The organism is uncultured Ruminococcus sp. (assembly GCF_947301925.1).
In the GTDB taxonomy this organism is placed as follows: domain Bacteria; phylum Bacillota; class Clostridia; order Oscillospirales; family Ruminococcaceae; genus Ruminococcus.
This window is the reverse complement of sequence record NZ_CAMYUE010000005.1, coordinates 146026-172761: the sequence shown is the minus strand read 5'-3', so window position 1 is coordinate 172761 and position 26736 is coordinate 146026. Positions and strand designations below refer to the sequence as shown.

The 26736-nt window shown below is 36.1% G+C and carries 27 protein-coding genes; 4 read left to right on the top strand and 23 right to left on the bottom strand.

What is annotated here, in order from left to right; all coding sequences use genetic code 11:
* Positions 1–326 precede the first annotated feature (326 nt).
* Positions 327–560, top strand: coding sequence for a transposase (locus Q0Y65_RS15770; RefSeq protein WP_363293535.1), 234 nt, complete (start codon positions 327–329; stop codon positions 558–560).
* Here Q0Y65_RS15770 and Q0Y65_RS08780 read toward each other — a convergent pair.
* The 17 genes from Q0Y65_RS08780 to Q0Y65_RS08700 form a co-directional block, all read right to left on the bottom strand.
* Entirely contained in the window at positions 552–1619 is a 1068-nt protein-coding gene (locus tag Q0Y65_RS08780; RefSeq protein WP_297958909.1) for a class I SAM-dependent DNA methyltransferase, read from the bottom strand. The two genes, Q0Y65_RS15770 and Q0Y65_RS08780, sit on opposite strands and share 9 nt — an antisense overlap.
* A gap of 15 nt (positions 1620–1634) precedes the next feature.
* Positions 1635–2537 carry a hypothetical protein gene (locus Q0Y65_RS08775; RefSeq protein WP_297958907.1) on the bottom strand — a complete coding sequence of 301 codons (903 nt, stop codon included), beginning with the start codon at positions 2535–2537 and terminating at the stop codon, positions 1635–1637.
* Positions 2530–4446: a hypothetical protein gene (locus tag Q0Y65_RS08770; protein WP_297958905.1), complete on the bottom strand. Its 1917-nt coding sequence runs from the start codon at positions 4444–4446 to the stop codon at positions 2530–2532. The genes Q0Y65_RS08775 and Q0Y65_RS08770 overlap by 8 nt, the downstream gene beginning before the upstream one ends.
* Entirely contained in the window at positions 4439–5371 is a 933-nt protein-coding gene (locus Q0Y65_RS08765) for a hypothetical protein (protein ID WP_297958903.1), read from the bottom strand. The genes Q0Y65_RS08770 and Q0Y65_RS08765 overlap by 8 nt, the downstream gene beginning before the upstream one ends.
* Positions 5372–5577: 206 nt before the next feature.
* Positions 5578–7149, bottom strand: coding sequence for an AAA family ATPase (locus Q0Y65_RS08760; protein ID WP_297958901.1), 1572 nt, complete (start codon positions 7147–7149; stop codon positions 5578–5580).
* A gap of 356 nt (positions 7150–7505) precedes the next feature.
* Positions 7506–9116 (bottom strand): recombinase family protein, encoded by a 1611-nt coding sequence (locus tag Q0Y65_RS08755; protein ID WP_297958900.1) that lies wholly within the window; start codon positions 9114–9116, stop codon positions 7506–7508.
* Positions 9064–9969 carry a recombinase family protein gene (locus Q0Y65_RS08750; protein ID WP_297958899.1) on the bottom strand — a complete coding sequence of 302 codons (906 nt, stop codon included), beginning with the start codon at positions 9967–9969 and terminating at the stop codon, positions 9064–9066. Before Q0Y65_RS08750 ends, Q0Y65_RS08755 begins: the two co-directional genes overlap by 53 nt.
* Positions 9970–10081: 112 nt before the next feature.
* Positions 10082–11599 (bottom strand): recombinase family protein, encoded by a 1518-nt coding sequence (locus Q0Y65_RS08745; RefSeq protein ID WP_297958898.1) that lies wholly within the window; start codon positions 11597–11599, stop codon positions 10082–10084.
* Between the two features lie 101 nt (positions 11600–11700).
* The gene (locus Q0Y65_RS08740) at positions 11701–11814 is read right to left on the bottom strand and encodes a DUF3789 domain-containing protein (protein ID WP_297958897.1); all 114 of its coding nucleotides are present in this window, start codon (positions 11812–11814) and stop codon (positions 11701–11703) included.
* Complete coding sequence (locus Q0Y65_RS08735) at positions 11796–11960, bottom strand: hypothetical protein (protein ID WP_297958896.1); 165 nt, start codon at positions 11958–11960, stop codon at positions 11796–11798. Before Q0Y65_RS08735 ends, Q0Y65_RS08740 begins: the two co-directional genes overlap by 19 nt.
* A gap of 646 nt (positions 11961–12606) precedes the next feature.
* Complete coding sequence (locus tag Q0Y65_RS08730; protein ID WP_297958895.1) at positions 12607–13029, bottom strand: hypothetical protein; 423 nt, start codon at positions 13027–13029, stop codon at positions 12607–12609.
* Between the two features lie 425 nt (positions 13030–13454).
* Positions 13455–13823 carry a helix-turn-helix domain-containing protein gene (locus tag Q0Y65_RS08725; RefSeq protein ID WP_297958894.1) on the bottom strand — a complete coding sequence of 123 codons (369 nt, stop codon included), beginning with the start codon at positions 13821–13823 and terminating at the stop codon, positions 13455–13457.
* Between the two features lie 50 nt (positions 13824–13873).
* Complete coding sequence (locus tag Q0Y65_RS08720) at positions 13874–15418, bottom strand: hypothetical protein (protein WP_297958893.1); 1545 nt, start codon at positions 15416–15418, stop codon at positions 13874–13876.
* On the bottom strand, positions 15418–15996 hold the full coding sequence (locus tag Q0Y65_RS08715; RefSeq protein ID WP_297958892.1) for an HAD-IB family phosphatase: 579 nt from the start codon (positions 15994–15996) through the stop codon (positions 15418–15420). Before Q0Y65_RS08715 ends, Q0Y65_RS08720 begins: the two co-directional genes overlap by 1 nt.
* Positions 15993–16865: a decaprenyl-phosphate phosphoribosyltransferase gene (locus Q0Y65_RS08710; protein ID WP_297958891.1), complete on the bottom strand. Its 873-nt coding sequence runs from the start codon at positions 16863–16865 to the stop codon at positions 15993–15995. Before Q0Y65_RS08710 ends, Q0Y65_RS08715 begins: the two co-directional genes overlap by 4 nt.
* 105 nt (positions 16866–16970) lie before the next feature.
* Positions 16971–20093, bottom strand: coding sequence for an RICIN domain-containing protein (locus Q0Y65_RS08705; RefSeq protein ID WP_297958890.1), 3123 nt, complete (start codon positions 20091–20093; stop codon positions 16971–16973).
* A 66-nt stretch (positions 20094–20159) separates the two neighbouring features.
* Positions 20160–20438 (bottom strand): hypothetical protein, encoded by a 279-nt coding sequence (locus Q0Y65_RS08700; RefSeq protein ID WP_297958889.1) that lies wholly within the window; start codon positions 20436–20438, stop codon positions 20160–20162.
* Positions 20439–20772: 334 nt separating this feature from the next.
* Here Q0Y65_RS08700 and Q0Y65_RS08695 point away from each other — a divergent pair, with 334 nt between their 5' ends.
* Genes Q0Y65_RS08695 through Q0Y65_RS08685 form a run of 3 tightly spaced genes read left to right on the top strand, consistent with a single transcriptional unit; the run spans position 20773 to position 22022 of the window.
* Positions 20773–21126, top strand: a complete 354-nt coding sequence (locus Q0Y65_RS08695; RefSeq protein ID WP_297958888.1) for a PadR family transcriptional regulator — start codon at positions 20773–20775, stop codon at positions 21124–21126.
* Positions 21110–21538, top strand: a complete 429-nt coding sequence (locus Q0Y65_RS08690; protein WP_297958887.1) for a DUF6120 family protein — start codon at positions 21110–21112, stop codon at positions 21536–21538. The genes Q0Y65_RS08695 and Q0Y65_RS08690 overlap by 17 nt, the downstream gene beginning before the upstream one ends.
* A gap of 13 nt (positions 21539–21551) precedes the next feature.
* Entirely contained in the window at positions 21552–22022 is a 471-nt protein-coding gene (locus Q0Y65_RS08685; RefSeq protein ID WP_297958886.1) for a hypothetical protein, read from the top strand.
* Between the two features lie 34 nt (positions 22023–22056).
* Here Q0Y65_RS08685 and mobP3 read toward each other — a convergent pair whose 3' ends face one another.
* The 6 genes from mobP3 to Q0Y65_RS08655 all read right to left on the bottom strand — a co-directional run bounded on the left by mobP3 (position 22057) and on the right by Q0Y65_RS08655 (position 26649).
* The gene (gene mobP3, locus Q0Y65_RS08680) at positions 22057–23472 is read right to left on the bottom strand and encodes a MobP3 family relaxase (RefSeq protein WP_297958885.1); all 1416 of its coding nucleotides are present in this window, start codon (positions 23470–23472) and stop codon (positions 22057–22059) included.
* Between the two features lie 3 nt (positions 23473–23475).
* The gene (locus tag Q0Y65_RS08675) at positions 23476–23880 is read right to left on the bottom strand and encodes a hypothetical protein (RefSeq protein WP_297958884.1); all 405 of its coding nucleotides are present in this window, start codon (positions 23878–23880) and stop codon (positions 23476–23478) included.
* A gap of 185 nt (positions 23881–24065) precedes the next feature.
* The gene (locus tag Q0Y65_RS08670) at positions 24066–24302 is read right to left on the bottom strand and encodes a DUF6103 family protein (RefSeq protein WP_297958883.1); all 237 of its coding nucleotides are present in this window, start codon (positions 24300–24302) and stop codon (positions 24066–24068) included.
* Positions 24299–25318, bottom strand: a complete 1020-nt coding sequence (locus Q0Y65_RS08665; RefSeq protein WP_297958882.1) for a hypothetical protein — start codon at positions 25316–25318, stop codon at positions 24299–24301. The genes Q0Y65_RS08670 and Q0Y65_RS08665 overlap by 4 nt, the downstream gene beginning before the upstream one ends.
* Before the next feature lie 88 nt (positions 25319–25406).
* Positions 25407–26375, bottom strand: coding sequence for a hypothetical protein (locus Q0Y65_RS08660; RefSeq protein ID WP_297958881.1), 969 nt, complete (start codon positions 26373–26375; stop codon positions 25407–25409).
* 43 nt (positions 26376–26418) lie between these two features.
* On the bottom strand, positions 26419–26649 hold the full coding sequence (locus tag Q0Y65_RS08655; RefSeq protein ID WP_297958880.1) for a hypothetical protein: 231 nt from the start codon (positions 26647–26649) through the stop codon (positions 26419–26421).
* Positions 26650–26736 lie beyond the last annotated feature (87 nt).

Sequence of the window (26736 nt, the reverse complement as noted above, 5' to 3'; positions counted from 1 at the left end):
TTTATTATACATCAGATTCCTTTTGTGGGGAATACGTCCTTTATTTGACGCTTACCTTACACCCCAAGGAACGTAATGTATAGTGCAACAATAAGAAACCGCTTAGAAGTCTATTCTAAGCGGTTTGTCATTGTGTATGTGTTACAATTTAAACCCCGACATTTCTCCGATAAAACAGCCATTTACAGCACTGTTTTATGGAAATCAACTGTATTTTTTACATCTTCTATCTTAATGCACATGATGTAATCATATATCAATGTTGAAGATATCATCATATTAATAAGTATTTCGCAGACGACCATAATACTATTGTTCAACATCAATTGTTTATTGTATTTCTTAATTATTACATAAAAAAGTATGATAAATCACAAAAGCAAATCATAGTCAACCGTTATAATGCAGGCGAAAGCGTTAAAAAACTCACAGAAGGCTTTGATGTTTCAGTAAATACTGTATATGCTTGGAGCAATGAAGCTAAATACGCTATTTTTGGTAAAGAGGTAACCCCTATCTTAAGCGAGGGGGGACAGATAGGGGGAGTTCCATCAATCTAAAATAGAATTTATCCAATAACAAAAATCAGATATTGTTATATATCTAGTTGCTACACCCTTTAATTCCAAGTTATACCTTTTGCCTTTGATTTTTTCTAACATTATGGAATTTGGTGATTTAATACAATATAAACAATCAGAAATAGGCATTTTCTCTCCGTCATATATACACCATTGTCCAGCAGACTTTCCGATTCTACTAACAATAATATCACCTGATTCAGCCCAAACAGAGGGAACTAATTCATTAGATATGTAACGCTTACTAGGTAACCAGTTATCACTGTTTTTGGCAGTATGTAGTATAGGTTGTCCTTGCTTAGAAAAATAGGAACTCGAAATATTACCTCTTTTCAGGTTTATAGTTATTTTGTTTTTATTTAAATCATAATTATTCCAATCGCCTTCTTTAAGTTTATAGCTATTTATAATAGAATTATAAATTATATTATTCCCAATAGATTTTCCAATTTTAGAATTATACTCATTTCGTATTACATTACGTATTATTAATGCATAGGTATGGATCTTGGAATTTCCGAATGTATTCTCATCAAGTTTGATTATACTTTCAATACAATAATGATTAGCAATTATTTTTCTAACTTTTTTATATGTTTGAGCTTCCACAAAGCTGCTTGGCAATATCACAAGTAAAACACCATCGGGTTTCAAAAGTCTTAAATTAGCAATAAGCATTTCTATTTCTAAACGTGATGTAACAATACCTTTAAATTCATCAACAAACAAGTTAGGAATCTGCTTTTTTCTTTCAACATAATCAAAAGGTGGATTCGCCAAAACTAAAGAATATTCATGCGCATGCTCAATAGCAAATTTTCTCCCATCAATTTTGTCAAATTTAACATCTTTTGTCGCTGACTGTACAGAAACGTCTGTACCATATAGCTCAGCGTTTGTCCATCTTTTCTTTGCAGCGAAAAGAAGATTACAACTACCGCAACATATGTCTATAACTTTATCAGGCTCAGGGATTGTAAGTTCATTAATTAACACTTCTGCAATTTCTTTTGGAGTGTAAAATTTGCTGTATTCCACGTAGTTGCCCCCTTTTTATGATTTAATAAATGAAGAAAGATGATATATTGTTATATCTGAAATTCCGATTGCACGATTATCGTTTTCAACAACAAAATCATAGATTATCCTTGTTGCTTCATGATGGCATGCAAATATTGCACAAGCCATAGAATGTGGTCTTGTTCCAAGAGGTGCTAATACTACAGTTTCATCTTGAGCGATAGTGTTGCTTAGCAAATCAAAGGCATCAAAAATACTTTCAGAATAGCACTTATATACAGATAAGTTTTTACCTTCACTTTGTAGAATATCCATACTATTCCACATTGCAACATTATACCACTGCGGAGTTCCTGAAGGGAAAGCTACAATAGGTATTAATCGATCAAAACTTTGTACGGTTTCTAAAATACCCTTTAAACGAACACCTTCAAAACCAAGAAATGCACACAAAGTTTGATTTGTTGATTCTCTTTTAGCAAATCCAGGGACTGCATTAATGGCTCCAATTTGCTGACAAAGATCAAACCCTATATTCTCAGATTCATTATAGTACTTTTCAGGCCTTATATATGAAGCAAAGAAAGAATTCGGTGAATTCTTTGTTAGCAATTGCTTAGTCAAAAACATTACCAAAACATTGTCTAAGCTGGATATATCCAATAAGACATTTTTTTCCGAGATATTAATAGATTTTAAAATTCTTGGAAGCCCTACACAAAGATCAACTTTTAACTCCTTATTCTGATTAGTTCTAATATGAACATATTCAGATTCATATAGTTTCAAATACATTATTTCTATATGTTTATTTCTCCATAAATTTGAAAAGAATGTACAGCGTTCTTCTTTTTTAGGAAATCCAACAATAAGCAAATTAATATTTTCAAACAGATAATCATTTATATCGTGAAAAGAATACTCTTCTTTAATCATGATTGACCTCCATATCAAAAAGCGGTAATTGATTATCATATTCAGTTTGAACATCACTATTTTTAAAATATCTTTTAAAACCTCTGACAGCTAATTCTTCATTGCCGGATAGTAATTCTTGCAAAATTTCAACTGAAATGAAAATTTTTCTTTGATTACGATAAGATATTCCAAAATAAGGGACATATATTTTGTTTAAATAATAGTCTACTGTTTCAGGAGATAGTTTAGACTGCTTTTTCTTTGTAGTTTCGCCTTCTTGTAAAACATTCCACATAATTGCAGATGCTATTATTTTTTTTGCAGAATCCGGCAAAGACAAATCTTTAGTGTTAAAATGATTAGGTTCTGGCTCTCCTAATGTATTATTTTCAGAAGTGTGTAATTTGTTGAATATTTGTCCTATATATTGAACAAATATTCTAAGTTCTTTTCCATATGGTTCATATCCTGCAATATCAATTATTTTATATTCACTAACATACTTAGCTGCTTCTGTCTGTATTTCTGGAGATATAGGTGTTTCCCATTTCCAATCATTCAAAAAAGCAATTTTAAAAGCTTGTTCACAGAGTTCAAGAAAATATCTAACTATATTTGAAGAAAGGGCAGAAAACACATCAAATCCAAAATACATCTTGTCGCGTTTTACTTCTTTGCAAAGCAAATACATAACTCCATTTTTTCTGTTATGCAACCAATCATTATATCTTTCATTTTGATTTAGATACGACTCATAAAGTTCTTTAATCGACGGAGTGAACTGTGTTTTTTTGTATAATAATGCATAATGCATTCGCGAATTTAATATGGGGGCATTATCACAAAGATAATTGCAATATTTAATAATTTCTTCATTTGTACTATTCTCATCTTTGGCTCTTTGGATTATTAAATCATGCAATTTCTCAATATAAGGCAAATTCCTTTTGCACTGATTAATAATACTTATTTCATATTCAATAGAATAGTTATTCAAATAGAATTCAATATCTTCTGAAGCGTCAACAGGTATTTTCCCTTGTTCTTTTCCAAGAGCAATTCTTTTCTGACAAATCGATTTAATTATTTCCGGATATTTATCTTGTTCAAATCCCAAAAATAATAATTCATAATCATGAGGAGATTCTATCGTTTCTGTATTTGATATTGTTTCAGATGTTTTCATTCCTTTAGGGCGTAACCCAATATTAAAAATAACTGGAAGCGAACTGTGTTTGATTAATGTATTAACTATTTTTTGCTGATACTCTTGCAATGTTTCATATTCATCGATAAAAACCTTGAAAAGTAAATCTTCTTTATCAAGCAAACCACTTATTGCAACACAAACATCTGTAATAAAACGATTAACATTTATATATCTTAAATATGGTGATATCTCTGAACCATTTATTTTATCTTCTATAATGTCTAAAAAGACGTCACAGTCTTTTCTAAATCTTTCTATCGAGTCCGTTGTAGAATTAACATTTAGCTTTTTAGAAAACGATAACGCAAACTCTGACAACATACTTCCATTAAGATTCATACTTCTGTTTAGTAACAACAGTAAATCAAGGATTTCTTTTAAAATGCATATTCCCAAATAAGTCTCAAAAATACTGTCCCATTTTTCTTCTTCACGATTACGCATTGAAGATACAAATGTTGTGTCTACGCGATAATAAATTCCTATAAAATCTTCATTAAGCAGTTCTGTAATAGGTGAACAATTTTTTTGAAAAGCTAATGTTTTTTGCCTCCATGAATTGCATTGAAAAAACATTGTTTTACCACTGCCTCGACCGCCTTCAACAACCAATGGCTTGCCCGCACTGTCTAAGCCAGGAAAAGGAACATAATATTTCCATAAATCTCGCATTTGTTCGGTTCGATTTTCTTTGAATGGATTATACTGATTATTCATTCGAGTTTTTCCTCCTCAACAACAAATTCCAATCGCTATTTTCTTTCCAGAAAATTGGTAGAGACCAATCAGGAATTGTTTTATGCATAATAAAAGCAAAATCTAAATCTTTATATCCATATATAGGTATACCAGCATTTTTGGCAAGAGAACTAAATAAATCAAATGCCTTATCTCTCTCATCACAATTTTCCCAAATATATGAACAATCTGAAAAAACTCGATGCTGATCGTTTAAAATTCTTACACAATGAATGTTCAACTCAGGAAAATCTTCTTGGAGCTTTTTAATGCTTTTATCATATCCAAACAATGTTAAATAGTTAGCTTTAAGTCCATTTTTTTGGCATAATTCCTTGACTGCTAAGGAGCAATTACCATCTTTTACTCTCATATTTAACCAAAAATCTCTAAGTTGATCCCCACTTCCTACACAATCATCGACTATAATTAAGTTGTCTAATTCAACATGTTTCACCAAATCTGGAACATGATTTATGAATATTGACCTATCTGCTGAAATTATTCCTTGTTGTACTAATGCTCGACATATGTTATTCGCACTTTCATGAGGAGAATCACTATCAAGCAAAGGCACAAAGCATGATTTGTTTATATTTGATTTATGAATAGTTGATAATTTATGATTGCTAACAGAAAACTTAGACTCTTTCTGCTTCCCCAAAATATCATAATATGATAAGCAATTATAAACACCATTTTTTAATGCGTCTATAACGTCATTTTCTGAAAAATATATTAGATGTGTCAGAAGCTTGTAAACTAAGGCTTGTTCATCTTTTTTTAAGCTTTTAAAATTATTAAGCCAAGAATCAATGTTGATTTTTGTTATTCCAGACCATTGCTGTTGTGATAACATAAAATCAATAAACATTTTGCACTTATTAATGTATAGTTCATTCATTACAAGTTTTCCTTTCCACAAGCCAAAATAGATAATTTCAAAATATAATAAACTGAATTCATATTTGATTATCATTTATTATATAATGAAATCTAAAATTCTTTAATACGATCTGCCACATTATCTTAATATATGAAACTAAGAATACTTCAAAACAGAATAATTATAGCTGTACAAAATAATAATGGAACTTGTAATAATCATAATTACAAACTGTTTTTAATTATTGTATCTATTATGCACGTATGTTTTTTTGTCTTCATATCATAATTAATTCCAACTAAAATAATTTCTCCTGAATATTCCGATATTTTATCTGAGTATTGTTTCCTTTTGATTTGTTTTATTGCTGTATTCGCAGAATGATTATACTTGAGTTCAATAACCATAGCAGGCTTATCTGAATTCTTTTTAGGTATAAAAGAAATATCTGCAAATCCTTTGCCTGTTGGAAGTTCTCTATGCGTAATATAATCTTTTTTAGCAGAATAGTATGCGAGTGATATTATACAGCTAAGAGAAGTTTCATTGTTATATTCTATTATCGAAGAATTATCGTCGTGTATCTTTTCAATCATTTCTGCGACTTTTTCTTCGTTTTTGTTTATAGTTGCTTCTATTAGTTCGTCTGATGCTTTTATTGCATTCATAACGGTTTCCCAACCGCCATCTTCAATCGAGTTAATAAACTCTTGTCTGACTTCACTATTAGGAATCCAAACTTTTCCATCATTGAAGGTTAGATATCCAAGATGTACAAGAAGTGTTATTACATCATCAGCACTATTAAAAGTACTCATGTCATTCTGGAACTTTTCAATATTGACATTTACTTTCTCTTCGCCTATCATATCAACAACTTTTTCGCGAAGTCCATCAAAATTCATTTGAATATAAACTTTGAGTGCTTCATATGTTTCTGTTGAAGTCCAGTAATTTCTAAAAGTTCCTCTTGAAATACATTCTACAACTGATTTAGGATTGTATATTGATATTCCATCAACATTATAACCATCATACCATAACTTAATTTCATTAAAATCTGTTTTATACACTTGACAGAGATCATAAACTTCTTCCTCTGTAAAGCCAGTAAATTCTTGAATTGGAGCCGCGTTTGTCATCGAAATTTCTGTAAACATATTAAGAGCTGAATGCTCACCATATTTCTTTATTGGAAGTATTCCTGTCATATATGCAAGAGCAACATATTTTTGATTTTTTAGAAGATTACGAAGATATTCAAGATACTCAGTTTGTTCAGACTCTTTATCTTTAATTATTCTAAAGACACAATCCCATTCATCAATTACAAATATGAATGGAACACGCTTTTCAATGAATACTTCTCCAAGAACAGATATTAAATCATTCCAGTCTGAACAATCTACATCTTCATTTTCTTTCTTCAATTCACGAATAATCTTATTATTTAAATTTAAAAGTGATTCTGATACCGGTTTCCTTCTATCAATAAAATTGACCATATTAATATGAATCACATTATATTTGTTCAGATGCTTTTCATATGATTCGTCTTCAGAAATTTTATAACTACTGAACATCTCTCTAGAGTCACAGCCTTTGCTATAATAAGCAACAAGCATATTTGCAGCCATTGATTTTCCAAATCTTCTAGGTCTGCTCACGCATATATATTTATCTTCTGTTCTAATAACACTGTTCGTATACTTCATTAATCCTGTTTTATCAATATATATCTTTGAATTTAAAGCTTCCTGAAAATCTATATTATCAGGATTAAGGTATATACCCATAGTATTAACTCCTTTTCTAATTAATCATCGATTCTATATAAAATAATCTTTAAATCATAATTATTATCGCGTTGAACGCTATATATAGAGAATTATATACTTATCCATTTTCTATTATACTCTATTTTATAGAAAAAATCAACTGTTTTCAGAAAAATAGGCGGTTGAGCTGCTTTGTGGCTTGCTATGCCCCATATTGCCGCACAAATCGCTTTTATCGGCTTCTGGTCTTGGCGGTTGTATATCACCTCTCGGGGCTTTATCCTCTTAAAAACAGCTATTCTCGCCGCGGTTTTGGCGTTCTCCAGTATATAAAAACCGCCTGCCCCAAAGCAAGCGGTAATAATAAACTGAATTCAGATCAATAATTCAACCTTTATTTCATATCCGCCCTTAAAAGTGACGGATATTTCTTCTTTGTTGAGTATTTCAACACATTCAACAACCTTTCGCACCAATACATCATCGTACTGGTGAAGTTCAAAGCTGTAGTTGTCAATATCAGCTTTTATCTCATCCGCAAGCTCATTTGATTCTGAATTTGCCTGAGCTTTGAGTAAAATGAGCTTCTGACTCAGCCGTTCTTCTTCGCTATACAGACTTGCAAACTCGTCATCGAGTGAATCGGGAGCACACGCTTCTGTTGCAATAAGGTTTACAAAGTCATTGCGAGCTTGGTCTATATCCTTGAGCCGCTGCTCGATCTGCTTTATTTCACCATCATTCGCCCCTGAAAGGACAGCATCAGCTGCTGATTTCAATATATTGGCAACATCATCGCTACAGTTATAGAACTCATTTATAGTTCTCACAATAGCGTTATGAAGCGGTTCTTCGTCAATAGTGGGGGATTTACAGTATTTCGGACCGTGTTCCAAGCGGTTAATACACCGCCATACTGTCCTATCCCTGTTGTGAGAAGTCCAACGGCATCGCCTATAAGCTGTGCCGCATTCGCCGCATATAAGAAGCTCTGTCAAAGCATACTTACTGTTATAGCGTCCCTGTTCCGTAAAAGTATTCGTACACACACTTCTTTTGGCATTACGGCGAGCGATCTCCTGCTGCACTATATTAAAAGTGCTTTTGTCAATAATCGCAGGGTGACAGTCGCTTACATAGTACATTGGACGTTCTCCGTTATTTTTGACCGCCTTATGTGATATACAGTCAATAGTATATGTCTTCTGCAGCAGGCAGTCTCCAATATACTTCTCGTTCTGAAGTATCCTTTTTATAAGCATCGCACTCCATTTACCGCTTTTAGAGCGTGTTGGGCATTTTTTATTATTAAGCTCCTGTGCGATTGTATGTGTTGAACCGCCGTCGATGTATAGTTTGAAAATAAGCTGTATAACCTCAGCTTCTTCAGGAATAATAACAGGCTTTCCGTCAGCTCCTTTTTTGTAGCCGAGGAGATATTTGTAGTTGTACCGCACCTTTCCCTCTTTAAAAGCCATCTGATTACCAAGAGTGATATTTTTACTTATAGACTCGCTTTCGGCTTGCGCGAAGCTGCTGTACAACGATAATATGAATTCACTCTGCGCTGTCAGTGTATTTATATTCTCTTTTTCAAATATGACACCGATACCGAGGCTTTTCAGAAGACGTATATGATCAAGACAATCAACAGTATTTCTTGAGAAGCGGCTTGTGGATTTGCAAAGGACAAGGTCTATCTTTTTCTTTTTGCACATTCTTATCATTCGGTTGAACTCTGTCCTGTTCTTCGTCTGCGTTCCGCTGATGCCCTCGTCCGCAAATATTCCCGCGAGTGTCCACTCAGGATTAGAGTTGATGTAATTGGTATAGTATTCTATTTGTACCTGATAGCTATTCTGCTGTTCTTCCTGCTCCGTGCTTACACGGCAGTATGCAGCAACATTAAGCCGCTTGAACTGGGGCTTACCGTCAATTACTTGTTGCTTGGCAGGGATTATCCTTACATTTGCTGCCGCTTCCATTGTCATCGCTCCTTTCCGTTTCATTTTTGATAATAACGCCGTTAATATACTCGGCTTCTATAACGCACAAATGGCTCACCGTTATACGCTTTACGCAGGATTTCAGCAAGCCAATGTCAAGATTATTAAGTTGATCCCTGTTATCAATCAGAGACTTCAAAAGTTCTGTTTTCTGATTAACATCACTGTACGTGCAGTGCTTGTATTTCAGTTCTACAAGTTTGAGAATATCGCTCCTTATTTCCTCAACAGTTTTAGTACCATTATCAATGGCACGATCAATTTCAGATTGTTTGCTACGGATTTCAGAAGTCGGAATATACTCGCTTACTGTTGCTACTGCTTCAATAAGCACAGGATTTGCAATTACAGTATTCAGAATATTCAGTATCGCACCTGTCAGCATTTCATCTGCCATTTTGAATAAGAATGGACGACATTCATGATTACGACAGTCCCATAATTCAGCTTTTGTTCGGAACAGCCGCTTTCCGCACTCTTTGCATACTGTAAGGTTGCGGACTTCCTGCAACTCGTCAGGAATTATGCAAAGGGAAGTAGCTTTTGCACTCTTGCGCTCATTTACTTTCCTGAATACTTCTTCACTTATAAGCTGTGGATAAACATCCGTACCGAGATATTTCTCGTTCTCAAGCACTCGCTTGACCATATTCTTGTTCCATATCTTATCCTCGCTATATGGAACTTTCATATTAATAGCGATATTCTCAAGGCTCTTTCCCACCATATACTCGCTGAAAATAGTCAGCACAGCAAGCACCTCCGCAGGGTTAGTGGTTATTATACCGTTCTGCATCATGTAGCCGAATGGTATTCTTCTGTTTTTGCCCATTTATCGCACCTCCTCTCCGACACCACTATACCACAAAGGAGGCGTTTTTTCTATTCACCACAACCGACAAAAAAGCTCCCTGCGTTTTGGGCAGAGAGCATAAATGCTGTGGTCATACTTCTTCGGTAAATATCAGACCTCCCATTATATGAAATTCGAGGATGTTGTCTTTTACAACGATCCTATCTATTAAAAATTCAAAAGCCTGCGGCTCAAATTCTATCATTATGTGCTCGCGCTTTTCAAAATAGTCTATAAGCATTTCCACATCTTTCAGCGTTGTATCCTCTGACTGCGATAGAAGTCGGAGATCCTTATTCAGTTTTGCTATTTTATTATTGATCTCAGCACTTTGCTCCTTATACTTCGCTTCATTTAAGAAGCCTTTTGTTCGAAGTGATGCTATTATGTTGAGTTGTTCCTTTAACTGTAATAAGCTTCGGCGAATCTCAATAATGTCGCTTCTGCCTGTAGCCTGTTTTATCATTAATTCCTGTAATGATTTCTGTATAGACAGAAGCAGCTCAGTATAGTTGGAATATATTTTATTGAACAGCTTTATAAAAGCATTTATTATACTTTCTTCAGTAATTTTCTTTGAATTGCAAAGACTTGCACTGTAATCGTGCTTATTGCACACCCAGTAATACTTATCCCTGCATACTTTTCGATTAAAATGGTTTCCGCATAAGGCGCATTCAAGCTTTCTCGTAAACGGATATATTACAGGATCTTTTTTGGTTATTAAACGATCTTTCATAAGAGCCTGTGCCGTTTCAAATATCGCCCGTGAAATGATAGGCTGATGTGTGTTCTGGATATAGTACATATCTTTTTCGCCTTTATTTGGAACACATCCTGCCCCTATTATATCCGGAGTATAGAATTTCTGCAGCAGGGAATCACCGATATACTTTTCATTCCTGAGAATATATCTCATAGAAGAATAGGTAATCTTCACTGTGTCGCCGTACTTGTTATTTATGTAGTCGGCTGTTCCTTTTATTCCGAAGCCGCTTACATACTGTTTAAAGATATCCTTTACGACCTTAACTTCGCTTTCTTCAATAACTAAAGTCTTATTCTTGAGCCTGTATCCCAAAGGTGCATTGACAGGGGAGTAAGTTCCGTTTTTCATTTTCCTGCGTATACTCCATTTCAGGTTTTGAGATATGGAAGTTGATTCTTCCTGCGCCAGCCCGCCCATAATAGTAATCATAAGCTCGTCGTTTATATTTGCAGTATCGATGTTCTCTTTTTCAAACATTATTGTTATACCCAGTGATTTAAGTTCACGGATATTCTTCAGGCAGTCTCTTGTATTACGAGCGAAGCGGCTGATAGACTTTGTATATACGCGGTCTATCTTTCCTTTTCTGCAATCGTCAATAAGGCGAAGGAATTCCGTCCTCTTTTCTTCGCAAGTACCTGTTATGCCCTCGTCAGCATAAATATCAATAAGTGTTTCCGTTTCGGAATTCTCAAATTTATGAGTATAATATGTAAGCTGCGAGTTATATGAATTGAGCTGATCATCGCTGTTTGATGATACTCTGCAATATGCAGCTACACGCAGTAAGCGATGTGTATCATCTGCAACTTTCGGCTGTATAACTGTTACTGTCGGCATTTCTGCCACCTCCTGTTCTCAGCCACATTATACCGTTTTTTTCTCCCGAAGGTAATCACCACAACCACCTATTTTTCGGAGTTGAAACTGTGCAGAACCGACTAATCTATGCTACTGTCTTTTTCGTCTGCCTGACAAAAGCACATTACAAATATACCAATGCAGTAGCCAATAAATCCCCCTAAGATAAATCGTATCAAATATTCACCTCCCATTCAGCAGCTGTCGGATAATTATCCATTACATCCTCACAGCATTTATCTTCAATATCTTTCTTCTGCTCCTCTGTCAGATTTTTCTGACTTTCAAGGAACATATGTATTACTGCACACATAACATCAGCCTGACCGTATTTTTTCATTATGCTTCTCCTTTACACATATCCGCCGAATACATAGTATATACCCCGAAGTCTTATCTGCCCATATGCAGGTTTTACACTTGTATTCTGGCTTTAATTCAGAATTTTTCAGCTTTGTTCTGAGTTTATCCCAATTAATATCACTATTCAAGTCTTAATCTCCCTACATCATAGATATAACGTAAATGTATAATTGTGCTTATACACTTACGTTATATCTGCGCCTGACATATTATCAGGCGCAGAATTATATAACTCTTAAGCCTTCGTCTGATTCTAATTTCAGACGTATTTCCGTGATATTTGACCTCGCACCCGTCACGTCGGAACAACAAGAACGGTCAGTAGCTGCTGACCTCATGGAGATCTCATCCCTCTATGGTTCGCATAGAGCCGCCCTCATTGCGTGAGTCTGTGACTGAACGGAAGTATCATTATATTCCTGCTTTCATCGCCTTGCAGAGAGCTGCTCCGCATTCTGAAACGTCATATTCATCGCAAGCGTATGGTTTCTTTGGCTGCCGAATTTTAGTCCGACGCAGGATCAACGTATCCTTGTTGCTGCTATTCTGTTTTCAAGTTACAGTGTAAGGGCTTAGAGTCCCCTACATAAACATAGCCCACGAAAAAAGGTGCTCTCACCAACTCACTTTAGAATTTCAGCGATTTTACCAATCCAGTATGAAATTGTTTGCTGTGGAATTGATAGTTCTGACGATATTTCATCTTGATACATTCCCAACACCTTATACATATAGAATGCTTTTCGCATTATTGACGGTACTTTCATAAGCCTGCAATATTTATCATTGCTGTCTATAATGTCAGTCCAGTATTCCTCTAAATATGTATCGGAACGGTCATCAAATTTTCCCTCAGTTATACTTTCAAGTTCAGCAAGCAGCATAGTTCTTCTGTAAAAGGCACGATCCAGTTTGAAAGCGTTCTCATCGTATTCTCTTATTACAGAGATCTGATCATCGGTCATGCCACTCTCACGGTATAGCCTTTCCTTATGCTCCCACTGTTCCTTAAATTTCTTTTCTTCTTTTGCATGATTATATGCCATTGTTTTTCCTCCGTTTTGATTTCTTATTGTCGAATCAAAACGAAGGATCAAGGATATTTAGCGGCTATACACAGCCATTTATAAGATAACATCATAAAATCCCACTCTGCTAAAAAGCAGAATGGGCAGAAAAAGAGGAGTTTGACACTGCTTTTTAAGCTTGTCAAACTCCTACTCTACAATAATGCGGTGGTGCTTATACTAAGTCACTATATTTAATTACAACGTTTGTGTGACACTTCCAACATTTAATAACTAATTGGCAATTATGCATTGCGAGGCTGAAATGATTATCAAATTTTACGAAATCAAATAATCTGCCATTACAAAATGGACATCGATATTTCTTCATGTTATCTATCCTCCTTCTTTTTAGCTGAACAGCTAAATTTTTGTATAATAAATTTGCGGTATATACCGCAAATTTATTGTTCATTTTTAAAGAAATCGATAAAACGTTGCCAATCTCCATCTGTAGCAGAAGCATCACGCGCAGTCCTAAGAGCATATTTTATAATATTACTGGACTGAACATACTCTATTATATCTGGACTCAATTGTCCTGAAGCTTTCTCATACAAATCATAAAAAGCATTGGTTTCCTCAGTACTAAGTTCAAATATATCAATCATCTTTTTTAATAAGCTTATATCAGGACAAACCCTTTTTCCATGTTCAAGCTGACTCAAATAAGCGACTGATATGCCAAGTTTATTTGCAAGTTCTTGACTTTGTAAAGAGTTTCTTTGTTTCTGTTCGGAAATGAACTGACCGAGGTCAGCTTTAGAGTTCATTTATTTGTATTCTTTTCCCTTTCATTTTATTTCCGCTATTCAATTAATTTTCAATTTTTTGCAAGATATTTAAAGAACGCCGAATCCTGATATTCTCCAAAGAAGTTTCCTCTCGCTCCGTCTTCGTAAAGATCTATTTCATTTGCAATTATAGTAACTTCATCATTCGAGCTATGTTCAATAGTTGTACCTACAGAACGAGAAATTTCATGATATGCAGTAAATCCACCTGCGATCAACAGCACAGCTATTATAATATCAGCCTTCTTATCTCCTGCTTCAGTATTCTTCTTCATTGAGTCTGCGATAAGTGTATAGAGCACTATCAAAGACGGTATAGAAGCTCTCATTACGAAGTCCACATGAGGTCCGAAGGATATCATAGGAACTATCAGAAGTGTAACAAGAGACGTCCAGAACAGCGGATTATTCTTTTGTGTCTTATATATGGCGAAATAATAAACAAGGAACTCAAGCAGTACAAAAATAAGATAAGACATCATTAGTTTTTTTATTTCGGTCATTCTGAAACCTGAATTTCCTGTAGAATTTGATTTCAGGAACAAATATGAGATAAGTGCAGTAAGAACTCCCGTTACTAAATTCTGAAAAGAAAGCGCTTCTTTGAGAATAGGCTTTCCATTTTCCTTGAATGCCTTTGTCCTGTCATATGTTCTTGCTATGCGGCTTATACCTATGCAAGCCAGTATAGGGAGCATTCCTATAGCAGGAAGAGTACAGGACAGAAAGCTGAATGAATAAATAAAAATTACCGATCTGTTATCCTTCTGACATAAGAGCAGCAGTGTTATCAGCCATGCAGGTATAGCCTGATTGAACACCCAGAAAAGCTGTGTTGTCAGTGAGGACATCTGAAAGCCAAATGCCCAGTTTTCAAGGTGATTATTTGCGAACCATATGTAATTTGTGGAGTTATGCAGTACAAAATCCCCCACTGCGTCCAATCCGCTAAAGAATACAAAGCCCAGTATCAGCCATATGGATATCTTTTTATTCAGGGCTGACAGAAGAATGAATACCAATGATACGCCAATAACACACCACCAGTACAAGAAAGTGTGTGCTGCTGAAAGTCCGAATATCTTTCCGAAGCAGGCGGCAGGCAGCCATAATGCAAAATAGTATATCAATGCAGCCGGCTTGTCAAAGTATGCTCCTGTTTCTGTAATTATCACAGGCCATTCCTGCGTGACAAGCTTTTCAAGCACAGCATTCCGCCACATATGATCGTAATTCTGAAATGCAAAGCCTCCGATACCGGACAGATATACCCATATCATAGCAAGAACAATGAGAATAAGAAGTTTTCCTATATTACGGCGTTCAAAGAGAGTTATCTCTATTTGGGGCGCGTCCCTCCATGCCTTGAAAAGACCGAACGTAAGCACAACCGCCATAATTAACGCAAACGGCAGCTTCAGCCAGCCGAACGTAAAAATATACATAGGTATTGCAAGATACAGATACGAAATACCTATAGGAAACTTTGAAGCTTTATCATCGTTTTTGCTGTCAGCTTTAGGCTTTAATTTGAAAATTGACGGCAAGCTGAACTGTTTTTTAGCATTTTCCATTATTTATATCCTCTTTCCTTTGTATCCCATTTTGTTATACGTCCTTTTTTTATCAAAAAGGCCTCTGCGGCAAGCTCTGCCATAGGAAGGTCTGAAAATGAATCAGAATAAAACTTATCTATCCTCTCATCAGGATAAACCTCTCTGAACCGCTTTACCTTCTCACTGCCTTTGCAGTTAGCTGATACAAAAGTTCCGCTGCTGATGTCCACATCTGAGGCTATAAGAGTATGTATCCCAAGCTTTTTGCAGGGAAGCTCCAATAAAAAACAGGGAGAAGCCGAGATAACTACATCTGTATTCTTCATTTCGCTTTTGTACCACGGCGACATATACTTCATATGCGTTTGCCAAAAACGCTGTATCTCGCCTTTTATATCGGTTATATCCTTCAAAAACGAGAAAAAGCAGGACTTTACATCTTCGATACTGCATTTTTTCAATTTATACCTGACAGCTTTAATGCAGAACGCAGGCAAATGCCTTAAAATAAGGGGATGCCGCTTTATTTCAAATTTAAAGAAGTCCACCGAGCTGTCCCGTGAGTATATAGTTCCGTCAAAATCATATACGTTCATGAGACCACCTCCCCGAAATATATCTGCCACAGAACAAATAAGGCATAAGCCGCTCCGAGAATAAGCAGTACCTTATCTCCCAGTATCATATCAACGGGATTTCCCTGCTTATCCTTTTCCATAGCATAGGTATACCGCATTACCATTACTATAACCAGGGGAGTTGTATATATCATTCCCGGCAAAGCTCCCGTATCTACGCTCCAAAGAGCATAAAACACCAGAAAGATCGCCAGATACATATACATACTGCTGTTCAGGAAGGTATCACTGTAATGAGTAAGTACTGAACGTGAATTACTGCCACAGTTAAGCTTTTCGTTTCGGCGCTTGCCGAAAGCCATAAACAGTGAAAGTGCCATAAGCGTTAAATACAGCCATTTCGATATTTTTATATCCGTTATGTATGAGCCATACAGCATACGAAGCACAAATCCCGATACAAGTATGACAATATCTGTAACAGGATAATTTTTAAGCTTTGTGCTGTAAAGAACATTCAGCCCGAAATAAAGTACGGGGATAACCGCTCCTATACTCATGCCGCATAGAAGCAGATCAAGTATCATCGCCGTAGCACAGCATATTATCAACAATACTGCGCCGTCTGTTTTGGAAACCGCACCGCTTGCAAGCGGCCTTTTGCATTTTACGGGGTGATTTCTGTCCTTTTCAATATCACACAGATCATTGATGACATATATTGCCGATGAGCAGAACGAAAAAGTAAGAAATCCAAGTATCGTTCTGTATAATATCGGAATATCCAGTATTGCGCCACCATAGAATGCAGGAATAAATATAATAATGTTTTTCAGCCAATGCCTGACGCGTATCAGCTGAAAATAATTTTTAACTTTGCTAAACATCAAAAACCTTCCGATCGTGTGGATATTCATGCGAGAAGGCTCTGCGTTAATTATTCACCAGAGCCTTCATGCATTTAATAATAAAAGTAGATATATTTTTTATTGTTAGATAAATTTAATTTTTACTTCTGATGTTCCATTATATACCCACAGTTGAACCAGATTGCCTTCAACATCAAAACCGCTGTCATTTGTAAGAACAAGTGATTTTGACGGATTATCTCTTGGAGCAATTCTGTATATCGATGATCCAAGATCTTCGATAATCCACTTTTGCTCACTCGATTCATCCGCATATTTTTTTCGTAATTTATTTGGATTGTCAAGACTGTTGATTATTCCGGACATTCTATAATTACTGTTTGATTTAGGATTTATTTCATAAAATCCTTCTGATTTTTTAAATTGCCATTTTTGTGTATTTTGATTATTTGAAGAATAAATAGTTATTATATCATCTCTATTTCTGCTATATATACGTTCAGCTGTACTATTATCATCTCTTGCATCCATAAATTTATTTGGTACTAATACTGTTGTCAATTTATACTCAGTATTATAATATGATTCGCAGAACTTTTCTATATACCATCTAACTTCAGATGTAGTATTAAATGTCCAAAGCTGAATAAATGCATCATCTGTTGCTACAGGACCAAACAGAACAAGAGCCTTGGTTACATTATTCTTCGGAGAAATACGATATTTATTCTGTCCCAGATTAAATATAAACCATTTTTGATCATCTGTATTTCTATCCAAATCCAACGAAAGAACGGCTGGATCCGTAGTAGTAGATGCCGCTGTCAACCTTTTATAGGGAGACGATAACGGGATAATTTTATAGAAACCATCTTCTTGAAGCTGAAAATCCCATATGAAATTAGCTGAATATGTATAATTGGAAGAGGTTTGATCATCGCTGTTTCTAGAATGTTGTACTACGTCATGCTGAACAGCAGAATTATCGTTATCCTTTAAATAATTATTTGAAAAAACGCTCTTAACTCTACAGGGGAAGGCACCTTCATCATGGAAATTTTCAACATACCACTTCATTTGATTGGCTGATGCGTCATAATCCCATAAATGCATTTTTGTTCCTTCTTCAACTAGAGGGCCTTCAATATCTAACGCTTTTAAAGGATAGCTCTTTGGAATAAGTCTAAGCAAATTATTACCTATATCCACAATCAACCATTTTTGTGTATCAGATTCTGTATTTGTTTGGACAGAAACATCTACATAATTTGGAGTAGTTAGACACGAATCTATCTTTGAAAGAGGTATTATCTGAAGATATCCATCTAAGCATCGTTTTACCTGCCATACTTGGCCAGGTTCATATTGATAATTGTACTGTTTCACATAATTATCAATATTTGGAAGATATGAAACATATTTATTAGAAAAAAGGCTCTTGATTTTATTCAAGCCTTTATCAATAACATTAACATCTTGCATATTCCAATATCCAGTATTATCGCTTCCGGCTGAAGTTGATAATGTTACGTAACTGGCTGATTGATTAGGCATTCTTAAATATGTACCATATTGTACCGATTTTATAGTAAAGTAATTACCTGAAGCACATACAACTTGCCATCTTTGATTTGAGGGAATCTGCGTATTGGCATTCGAGAGCGTTGCGGCTGAAGCACTTGTTGCAACAATTCTTTTGCTATAATTGGCAAGAGGTATTATTTCATATGAACCTCCTGCTGCTGGTCTGAACTCCCAGTATTGGTCAGTATTAAACGTATTATTACTAATTGTGATCTGATTATTACTGTTTAAATCTGAATCAAGGAATTTAGATGAATAACCATTTTTTACTCTATAAACACCGGGACGAATACCTAAATATTTGTTCATGTGATATTTTATAGAATCACAGCCAATTTCAATCCAGTTACTCAACATTCCCCATACGCCGGCATCACGATAACAATCTTGAACAAAACCATTAAGCACATCATAATACCAACGATATTTCATTTTATAATCAGCATTATATAAAGTGAAATTTGTAAATAAATAATTATATGTGCTACTATCTCTTAAATGTTCATAGAAGAGCTCGTAATTATTATATACGGTGTTTTCACGTTTAAATGAAAAAGCATTCCCGTATATATCTCTATTACTAGAGTCCAAATCATCCAAATATGGATAATACTTGCGAGCTACTTTATCCAAATGGCTTGCACAGTCCTGAATATAGTGAATGAACTCATGAATTTCTCCATCATTGTTTTGCCAATCATCTTCAACAGTTGTATAATCCTGAATAAATGGTTTACTCAAGAATATAAATCCCGTCAGTCCTGATAAACTCTCATATTGATCAACTCCACCAGAACCATCACTTCTAAATAGTCCTTGATATACACCAAATGTAGTTGTATGACCACTTACCGGATCTAACATCGGCATATTACATATAATACAATCATATCCAGATACGTTCGCACCATCATTATCTAGGACATCTTTCATAGTAACAGTATATGTATCCGATGTAACAGTTAAATGAGTTAAGGTATTAGGAGACACATATTCTGTAATTTCAGGTACTATTTTTCCATTAGAAACTAACTTAAGTACTTTTTCAAATTGAGATGCCATAGCATGAAGCTTCTGAGCAACATTTCCTGAATAAGCCCCGCTATATGTAATTCCATCTTTAGTATAATTAACATTATTATAAGCAAGAAAGAGTATTTTTGTGGCGTTAATCTTGTCAACTCGTATATTGCTAAAGTATACAGCTTCCGTTTTACTGCTATTATTAAAATTAGCACCTATTTTTAATGTTACAGATGTTGAGCTACCGGTTTTAAAACCAAGGCTCATCTCAATCCAATCGCCGACAATACCAACACAATCAATGCTTGTAATTATGTTATTACCAATTGTCGCAGATATATATGCTGGCAATAATGGAAATGGAACGCTTGTGTCTTTTACAAAAGTGGACTTTACCATTACATTTACAACATAATTTGTATTTGCATTTAAACTAATAGTTTTTGAAAAATAAGCGTTGTCAGCTGATTTCGAAGATATTACATAAGAGTATTCTTTGCGATTTTGAAGAAGACCATTTGTATGGCAATATTCATCTTCGTCAATATAGAAGCAAGCTTTACTATTGGTTGAAGAATATGACCATACACTGTTATCATCAGTTATATCCTCTGTGTGTGCGAAACCTGATTTATACATAATGTTTTACCCCCTATTTTTAAATTAGTTATTGTAATAAAATGAATGAAAGCTTTAAAATGAAGTTTACTGGTTAACTGGCTCTAAATCTTTTTCATCCACATAAAAACCATTTTCACTTTTAGATGAGTTACATGCCCTACATAAAGGAACTATGTACCATCTTCTGTCATTTATTAAAGCTTTTTGAACATGAGCTCCGACCTCTGCTTTAACAGAGCAATTGATTCTGGAGCACTCACCAAATTTTCTTTTTTTCTTCTTCTCCCACCATTCTTGCCACGAAGAAGAGCCGTCTAAGGGAACTCGATTCGATGTTCCGTTTAAATTTTTTACTTTGACCATACATACCTCCTTATTATACATTAATTATTTTTTTATTTGAAAAACTGTATTGTCACGCCTCCTTTCGTAACCAAATTTTTCAAAATATATGCCTCTTTCCATTTCTTGGTAATAGTATACATCATAATATTTGAAATGTCAACAATATATTGTGTCGTATAGTATTGACAAGACATGATTTGTATGATAAAATAAATATAGTAATAAGTTTTTGTTGAAATTAACAATAAAATAGTCGTTACTCTGCGCTGTATAGTATTGACAGCGGATTGTTTGTATGTTAGAATTTATTCATAGTTATTTGCTTTAAATAACAGAAAGGAAACGTTTCTATATGCAGGTCCGCGAGAATTTAAAGCGTGGAACCGTTGAAATGATCTTGTTACATTTATTACAAGGTCGTGATATGTATGGATACGAACTTCTCCAAGAGATGAATGAACGAAGCAAAGGCAAATTCACTTTAAAAGACGGTTCTATGTATCCTATTTTATATCGCATGATCGATAAGGGACTTATTACTGACGAACAAGTCCTTGTTGGACGACGACGTACACGTGTATATTATCATTTAACAGATGAAGGAAAAAAATACCTTAATGAGATTAAAGAAGAATACTTTTTCATCACAGAAGGAATAAGTAATATCCTTAATTTCAAGGAGGAAAGCGATGAAAATCACGAATAAAGAGAGAAATCAATACATTAATCAAATCAAAAAACTTCTCTTTTGCAGCTCGAAAGAGCGCAAGAAATTCCTGAAAGACTTTAACGACAACATTGATGATTTTCTGAAAGATAACCCCGATGTAAGTATTGATGAGCTACAAAAAACTATGGGCACACCTCAGGAAATAGCCGATGGATTTCTTAGTAATATTAATACTAAATATATAAAAAAACGCACTTCAATTGTAAGAGTATTAATCATTATAGGCGCTATCGCGCTCATAATCTTCGGTACTGTCCTTTTTTGTGCATGGTTAAACGCTCGCAAATCCGTTGACGGCGATTATGGTGAAATCACAACATACAAGAACAATGACGATGGATCAGTAGAAGTTATTGACATAGTTACCGAAAACATTGAATATAATTAAAGGTTGTGAGTTTATGAAAAAAATTTATACTTCATTTTTTATTGTTGTATCATTAATTCTGGGATGTATTCATGCCCCTTTTAATGCTATGGCAGAATCTTTTTCTCCTGTTTCTTATTATGAATATTATGATAATGGCTTTTATGCTGAGGTTACAGTAAGTATTGATCATGCAAATTTACAAAAATCTGTTATTTCTGGCTCAAAAACATATAATTATAAAAATTCTTCCAATCAGGTACTATGGAGTTACACGATATATGGAACATTTTCATATAATGGGGCTTCTGCAACATGCACATATGATGATGATTCATATGATATAAAAGATAATAATTGGCATATAAATAGTCATTCACATTACAGAAGCGGTAATACTGCCTATGGACAAGTAACTATGGATAAAACATTTTTAGGGATAACAATAGAAACTATTACAAGAAATCTTACATTATCATGTAGCCCTGATGGAACACTCTACTAAAATTGAAACAGCAGGTCAATTTTTTGACCTGCTGTTATTTTATCATTATGTTCTCCGACTTTACTCCCAGATCTTGTTTTTTCTTTAAAATGGTATTACGCAACTTTCTATCAACTTTCGAACAAAGCTTCCTCTGCTCTCGGTCATAATCATCATATATAATACGACTGATGTTCACCATCAACCCGAATGCCGCACTGGCAAATACACTGTTATCTTTACTGACGACAGGCGGAACGGCTATTTTATCAACGGCTTCGCTGACACTATCGCTTTCCAAAACTGTATCATCGGGCTTATCTTCAGCAGCGGCTTTTCTCTCAGCCACAAGATCAACTGAAGCAATCTCTGCCGCAGAACGTATTATCATATTCTTAACGGACTTGAACTGCTCGTTATCGACCATTGCAGGGAAATCCACCTTTGCTGAGGAATAAAAGTCATGCTTACTCTGCTCCATGTCACACCATAGCTTGTACATTTTCTGTATAGATTCATTTTGCGAAAGCCTGAGAAATATCTCGTCAACTGTCTGCTTTGTATCTTTATTCAGGTAGCCATAGACTTTTTTTCCTTTTGTGTTACGAAGCTGTCCGTGGAGCTTACGCATAAATTCAACTATTTCTGTATCAATACAGTTATTGTCAGCAATATCACTCGAAAGCCGTTTCATGAGCTTAGCACTCTCAGCTTTAAGAAGGTCACGTGTATCGGTCTGCTGTTGATAGAGATGCTTCAGCTCATCGGCATAAATATCATTCATAAAGCCGCTGCGTATCTTATCGCAGCCTTGCTTGGTAAGAAATCCCTCACGCTCATTGGTCGAATATACGACTATATGAACATGGGGATTTGTCTCTTTATCGTGAAAGGCAGCGTACCATTTCAAATTTGCCATGTCTATTTTTGACTGCTTCGCTATGTTCGGTATCTGCCGCTTTATCAGCTCGCGCCACGCTGTCAGGTTATCGTAACCCATTTTCTGAGCATCATCCCTGCGGAGAGATACAACGTGTGTCCACACATTTCCTTTATGCTCCGCGATTTCCTTTGCAACATTTTTCAGCGATATCGGTTCGTCGGTCTGTGAAAATAATCCATGCGATCCGAACTTAACTGCACCGGGACGATTGGCAAGATACGCCATATAGTTTTTCTTGTTCGCAACTATGTCGGCGTTATGCTCGATAGTTTCTTCGATAAATTTTGACGCATTCTTCTGCGTAGGACTGTTTTTGTATTCCTCATAAGAGAAACTGTTTTTGCTGTAAGAAAAATCTTTCAGTAAAGAAGAAATAAGCTCCTGCTGTGCTTTTGTTGCAGGAGCTGTTCCGTTATTCTCTTTTACTGTTGCTGCTCCCTCACGGGTAGCGATGTATTTAACGTAGTTAGAAAGATTCTTATTGCTGCCGCTTTTCAGGTAACGACTCACCACAACTAACCTCGGCAATGCTTACTCCTTCTGGAACTCAACTGCATCTTCGTAACTAATTATACCGTTTATACGTCGCACCTCGTTCACGCACATCGACTGCAGCTGTCTCAAGGTTTCATCATCAATATCATTTACTGCCGCAAGCATATTTGATATTTTTCCAAGCTCTACTGCAACCTTGAACAGAAGTCGAGACAATCTTTGTTCTGTTCCTGCGATAGTAGCTTTCACTGTTTCCGTTATAAGCGGCGATATGTAGTTGACAGATCTTTCTTCATCAAGATAACCGATATAGAACGAGATCGCTTTCTCTATAAACTCACTCTGCGACTTACAGTTGTCGTGTCTGTAATGAGTTCTCACATTTTCTATCGTCTGCGGATATACCCACAGCGGAAATTTTATTTTGTTGTCAAATGCCATTTTTATGCCTCCGACTCCTAAGTTTTTGCCAATAAACAGCCTTTTGCGGAGCTGCAACCCCTGAATTTTCTTTTTGCTGTAATTGCAACCCCTAAATGTAAATGCTGTTTTTGCTCAATATGCGGTCGGCTTCGCCGTCCGCTGTGACCGCCGCGACCACGCGGCTTTATCTTGCAACACTTTCCTCACTGCTCCGAAGGCGGTCTGTCCTCGGAGTTTCTGACAGGCTTGGATTTACGTACAGGCTTGCTGTCTGACGTAAGCTCTATGTATTCACGGACGTTCTGCGGAACATTTTTGGTATACAGCTGCTCTGCATATTTGTCGATCTCAGCCGTCAGTGTTGAGTTCCGCTGTGCCAGATACATCTCCAGCGCCGACAGCTTTTCTTCACTCATGGATAAAATAATTTTGTCTTTCATGTTAAACACGCTCCTAATTCTTCTGTTTCAGTTTCGTTTTCGGTCTGATCCTGTACGGTACATATGGAAGTATAGAGCTCTTGTCCGTAGCCCGATATTATTCCATACGAAGTCGCAATACCTTCCTTTGCATCAAGAATACGCTTGCCGAAGTCTCTCATATTCAATGAGTCAAATATCTCCGCCTTAAAATCCTGCGGCAGTATCTTCAACAGATACTCTCTGCCGAACTCACTTTCATAACGCAGGTTTGGATCAAAATCAAATTCAGACAGACTGTTTATGGCATCTATTGTTCCTGATATATCCTCTACCTCACCGAGCTCCATAACTGCTTTCAGCTTTACCAGGTCAGCCTTATCAAGCGCCGCGACCTTTTCAGCAAGTTCGTTAAGCCTTGATGTGTTATCGATATCCTCTATGTAAGGAAGCGGAAATCTGAATCCATAAATATCCTTATCGGATATATCTCCGCTATATGGGAGGCTGTACCACTGTGCCGTGTTTTCATCTGTTCCTGCAAGTATCTGAAACTCATTCCTCTTAGGTTTACTGATAGTTATTGCCATATCAGGCGGTTCGTAGTCGGCAACCTCACAGTAGTAACCGCCAACAAATGTGCCTCTGAACTGCTCCGCCGCAAGCCTGCCGATGCACTCCTTATCAAGATATTCCACAAGTTCATCGGGACAATTTTCAACTTCGGGTATCATATCATTGTCAATAACAACCTCGCCAAGCTCTGCATGATCCTTGCAGGGATATATCGGATATGCTTCCAAGCCGTATGTTACAAGTATCAGGTCATCAAGGTTGTAGTCCTCATGCGCCATAAGAACGGCTTTAAATCCTGCGGTATAGGCATGGGACATTTGCTCAAGCCGCTGTGCAAGTAAGTTCAGCTTGAATATATCATCATAGAAGCCGCCGTCGCACATTGCTTTTGGAATACGCTCATCATCAATGTTCATATACACGTTACAGTATTTATTGTCCGAGCCGATCCTGTCAAGCATATCATAAAGCTCCAAAGGCTCTGCAGGCAAATTCACATTTATGCTGTGCTTATCATCATATCTGTTCCGTATCTTAACTCTCAAAATATCACTCTCCCTCATTTTCTTCTCTGTGAAGCTCATTTACCCTGTCCCATACCTCCTGGGGATAGCTTACCGAGTCAAAGGTACACCATGATGTCCAGTTACCGTATTCGAGAGCCTGCTGCTGAACACAGCCGCCAATAGCAGAAGAGAAAACAACTTCACCGCCGCCGATATACACTCCGAAGTCAGTACCGTTGAATACTCCCACACCTTGTATATCCGGCATGGTATCTATGCTTCCCTGTTTGGTATAATACAAACAAATTACGTCATCGGTAAAGCTCCTGCTATCTGCATTGTAACGCAGATATCCTGTAATAAGACCAATATTACCGGTGCATCGCAGGTTGTTTTCCCCTGTTCTTTCACCTATACAGTAATCATCAAATCCCCACCCCGAGGTTACTGCATTTCTGCACCATGCAGCGAGGTCGGCGGAATTCTTTGTGTATCTGTCTGTGAACATATACTCGTTGATAGTAGAATTCATTACAAATATATATGTGTTTATGAATTCGTTATAATCAATATCCAGGCTATAGTCATAATTCAGACTCTGGATAAGCTGCTCATCATTCTGTGAGAAATGCTCTGCGTATGCTGCAAAGTCCGTGAGCCTGTTACTGTCAAAGTATGACATATATATGAGTTGCGCCTTTATAGTCTGCTCTTGTAAACCTCTTGCCGCCATCGCATCCGCTATTGCACGTCCATCAGCTTCAATTGCCGAAATGTCCGCCTGCTGTTCTGGTGAAAGCTGCGACAAAAATGCCGCCTCGTCGAATTGAACATCGACAGACGGCGGCTCCATTTCACCCATTGAAATAAATACAGCCAAAGGCGCAAACAAAAGCAGCAATATACCGACCACTATACTTCCTACCAGAGTCAGGAATTTGCTGCGCTTGTTTTTATCGGTGGCAACACCGATTATCAGCCTTTTAATGAGTGCTAATGCTAATTTTATCATTTCTTCTCCTTTCAAAAAAAGGAGCCGCATAAGCGACTCCTTCTCAGATATCCAGATGTTTTTCGATTATTGTCATTATCTCTTCAAGACGTTTTGCGCCTATTCCTTTTACCTGCCTCAGATCGTCCTCCAGAGCAGGAAGGTCGATAGTTTTGTTATCCTCATCTGCCAACAGACCGTCAGCGTAGCGTATAAGGAAGCTATGCATTTCCTCACGGCTCATCTTTTTTATCTTACGGTATGTTTCCCTGTCAAGTACAGGATTATCACTCATATTTGTCCCTCCAAAGAATTATTATGACTATTGTATCATAAATGAATGAGGAAATCAAGAATTACAGGATATTCTGTAAACAAAGTT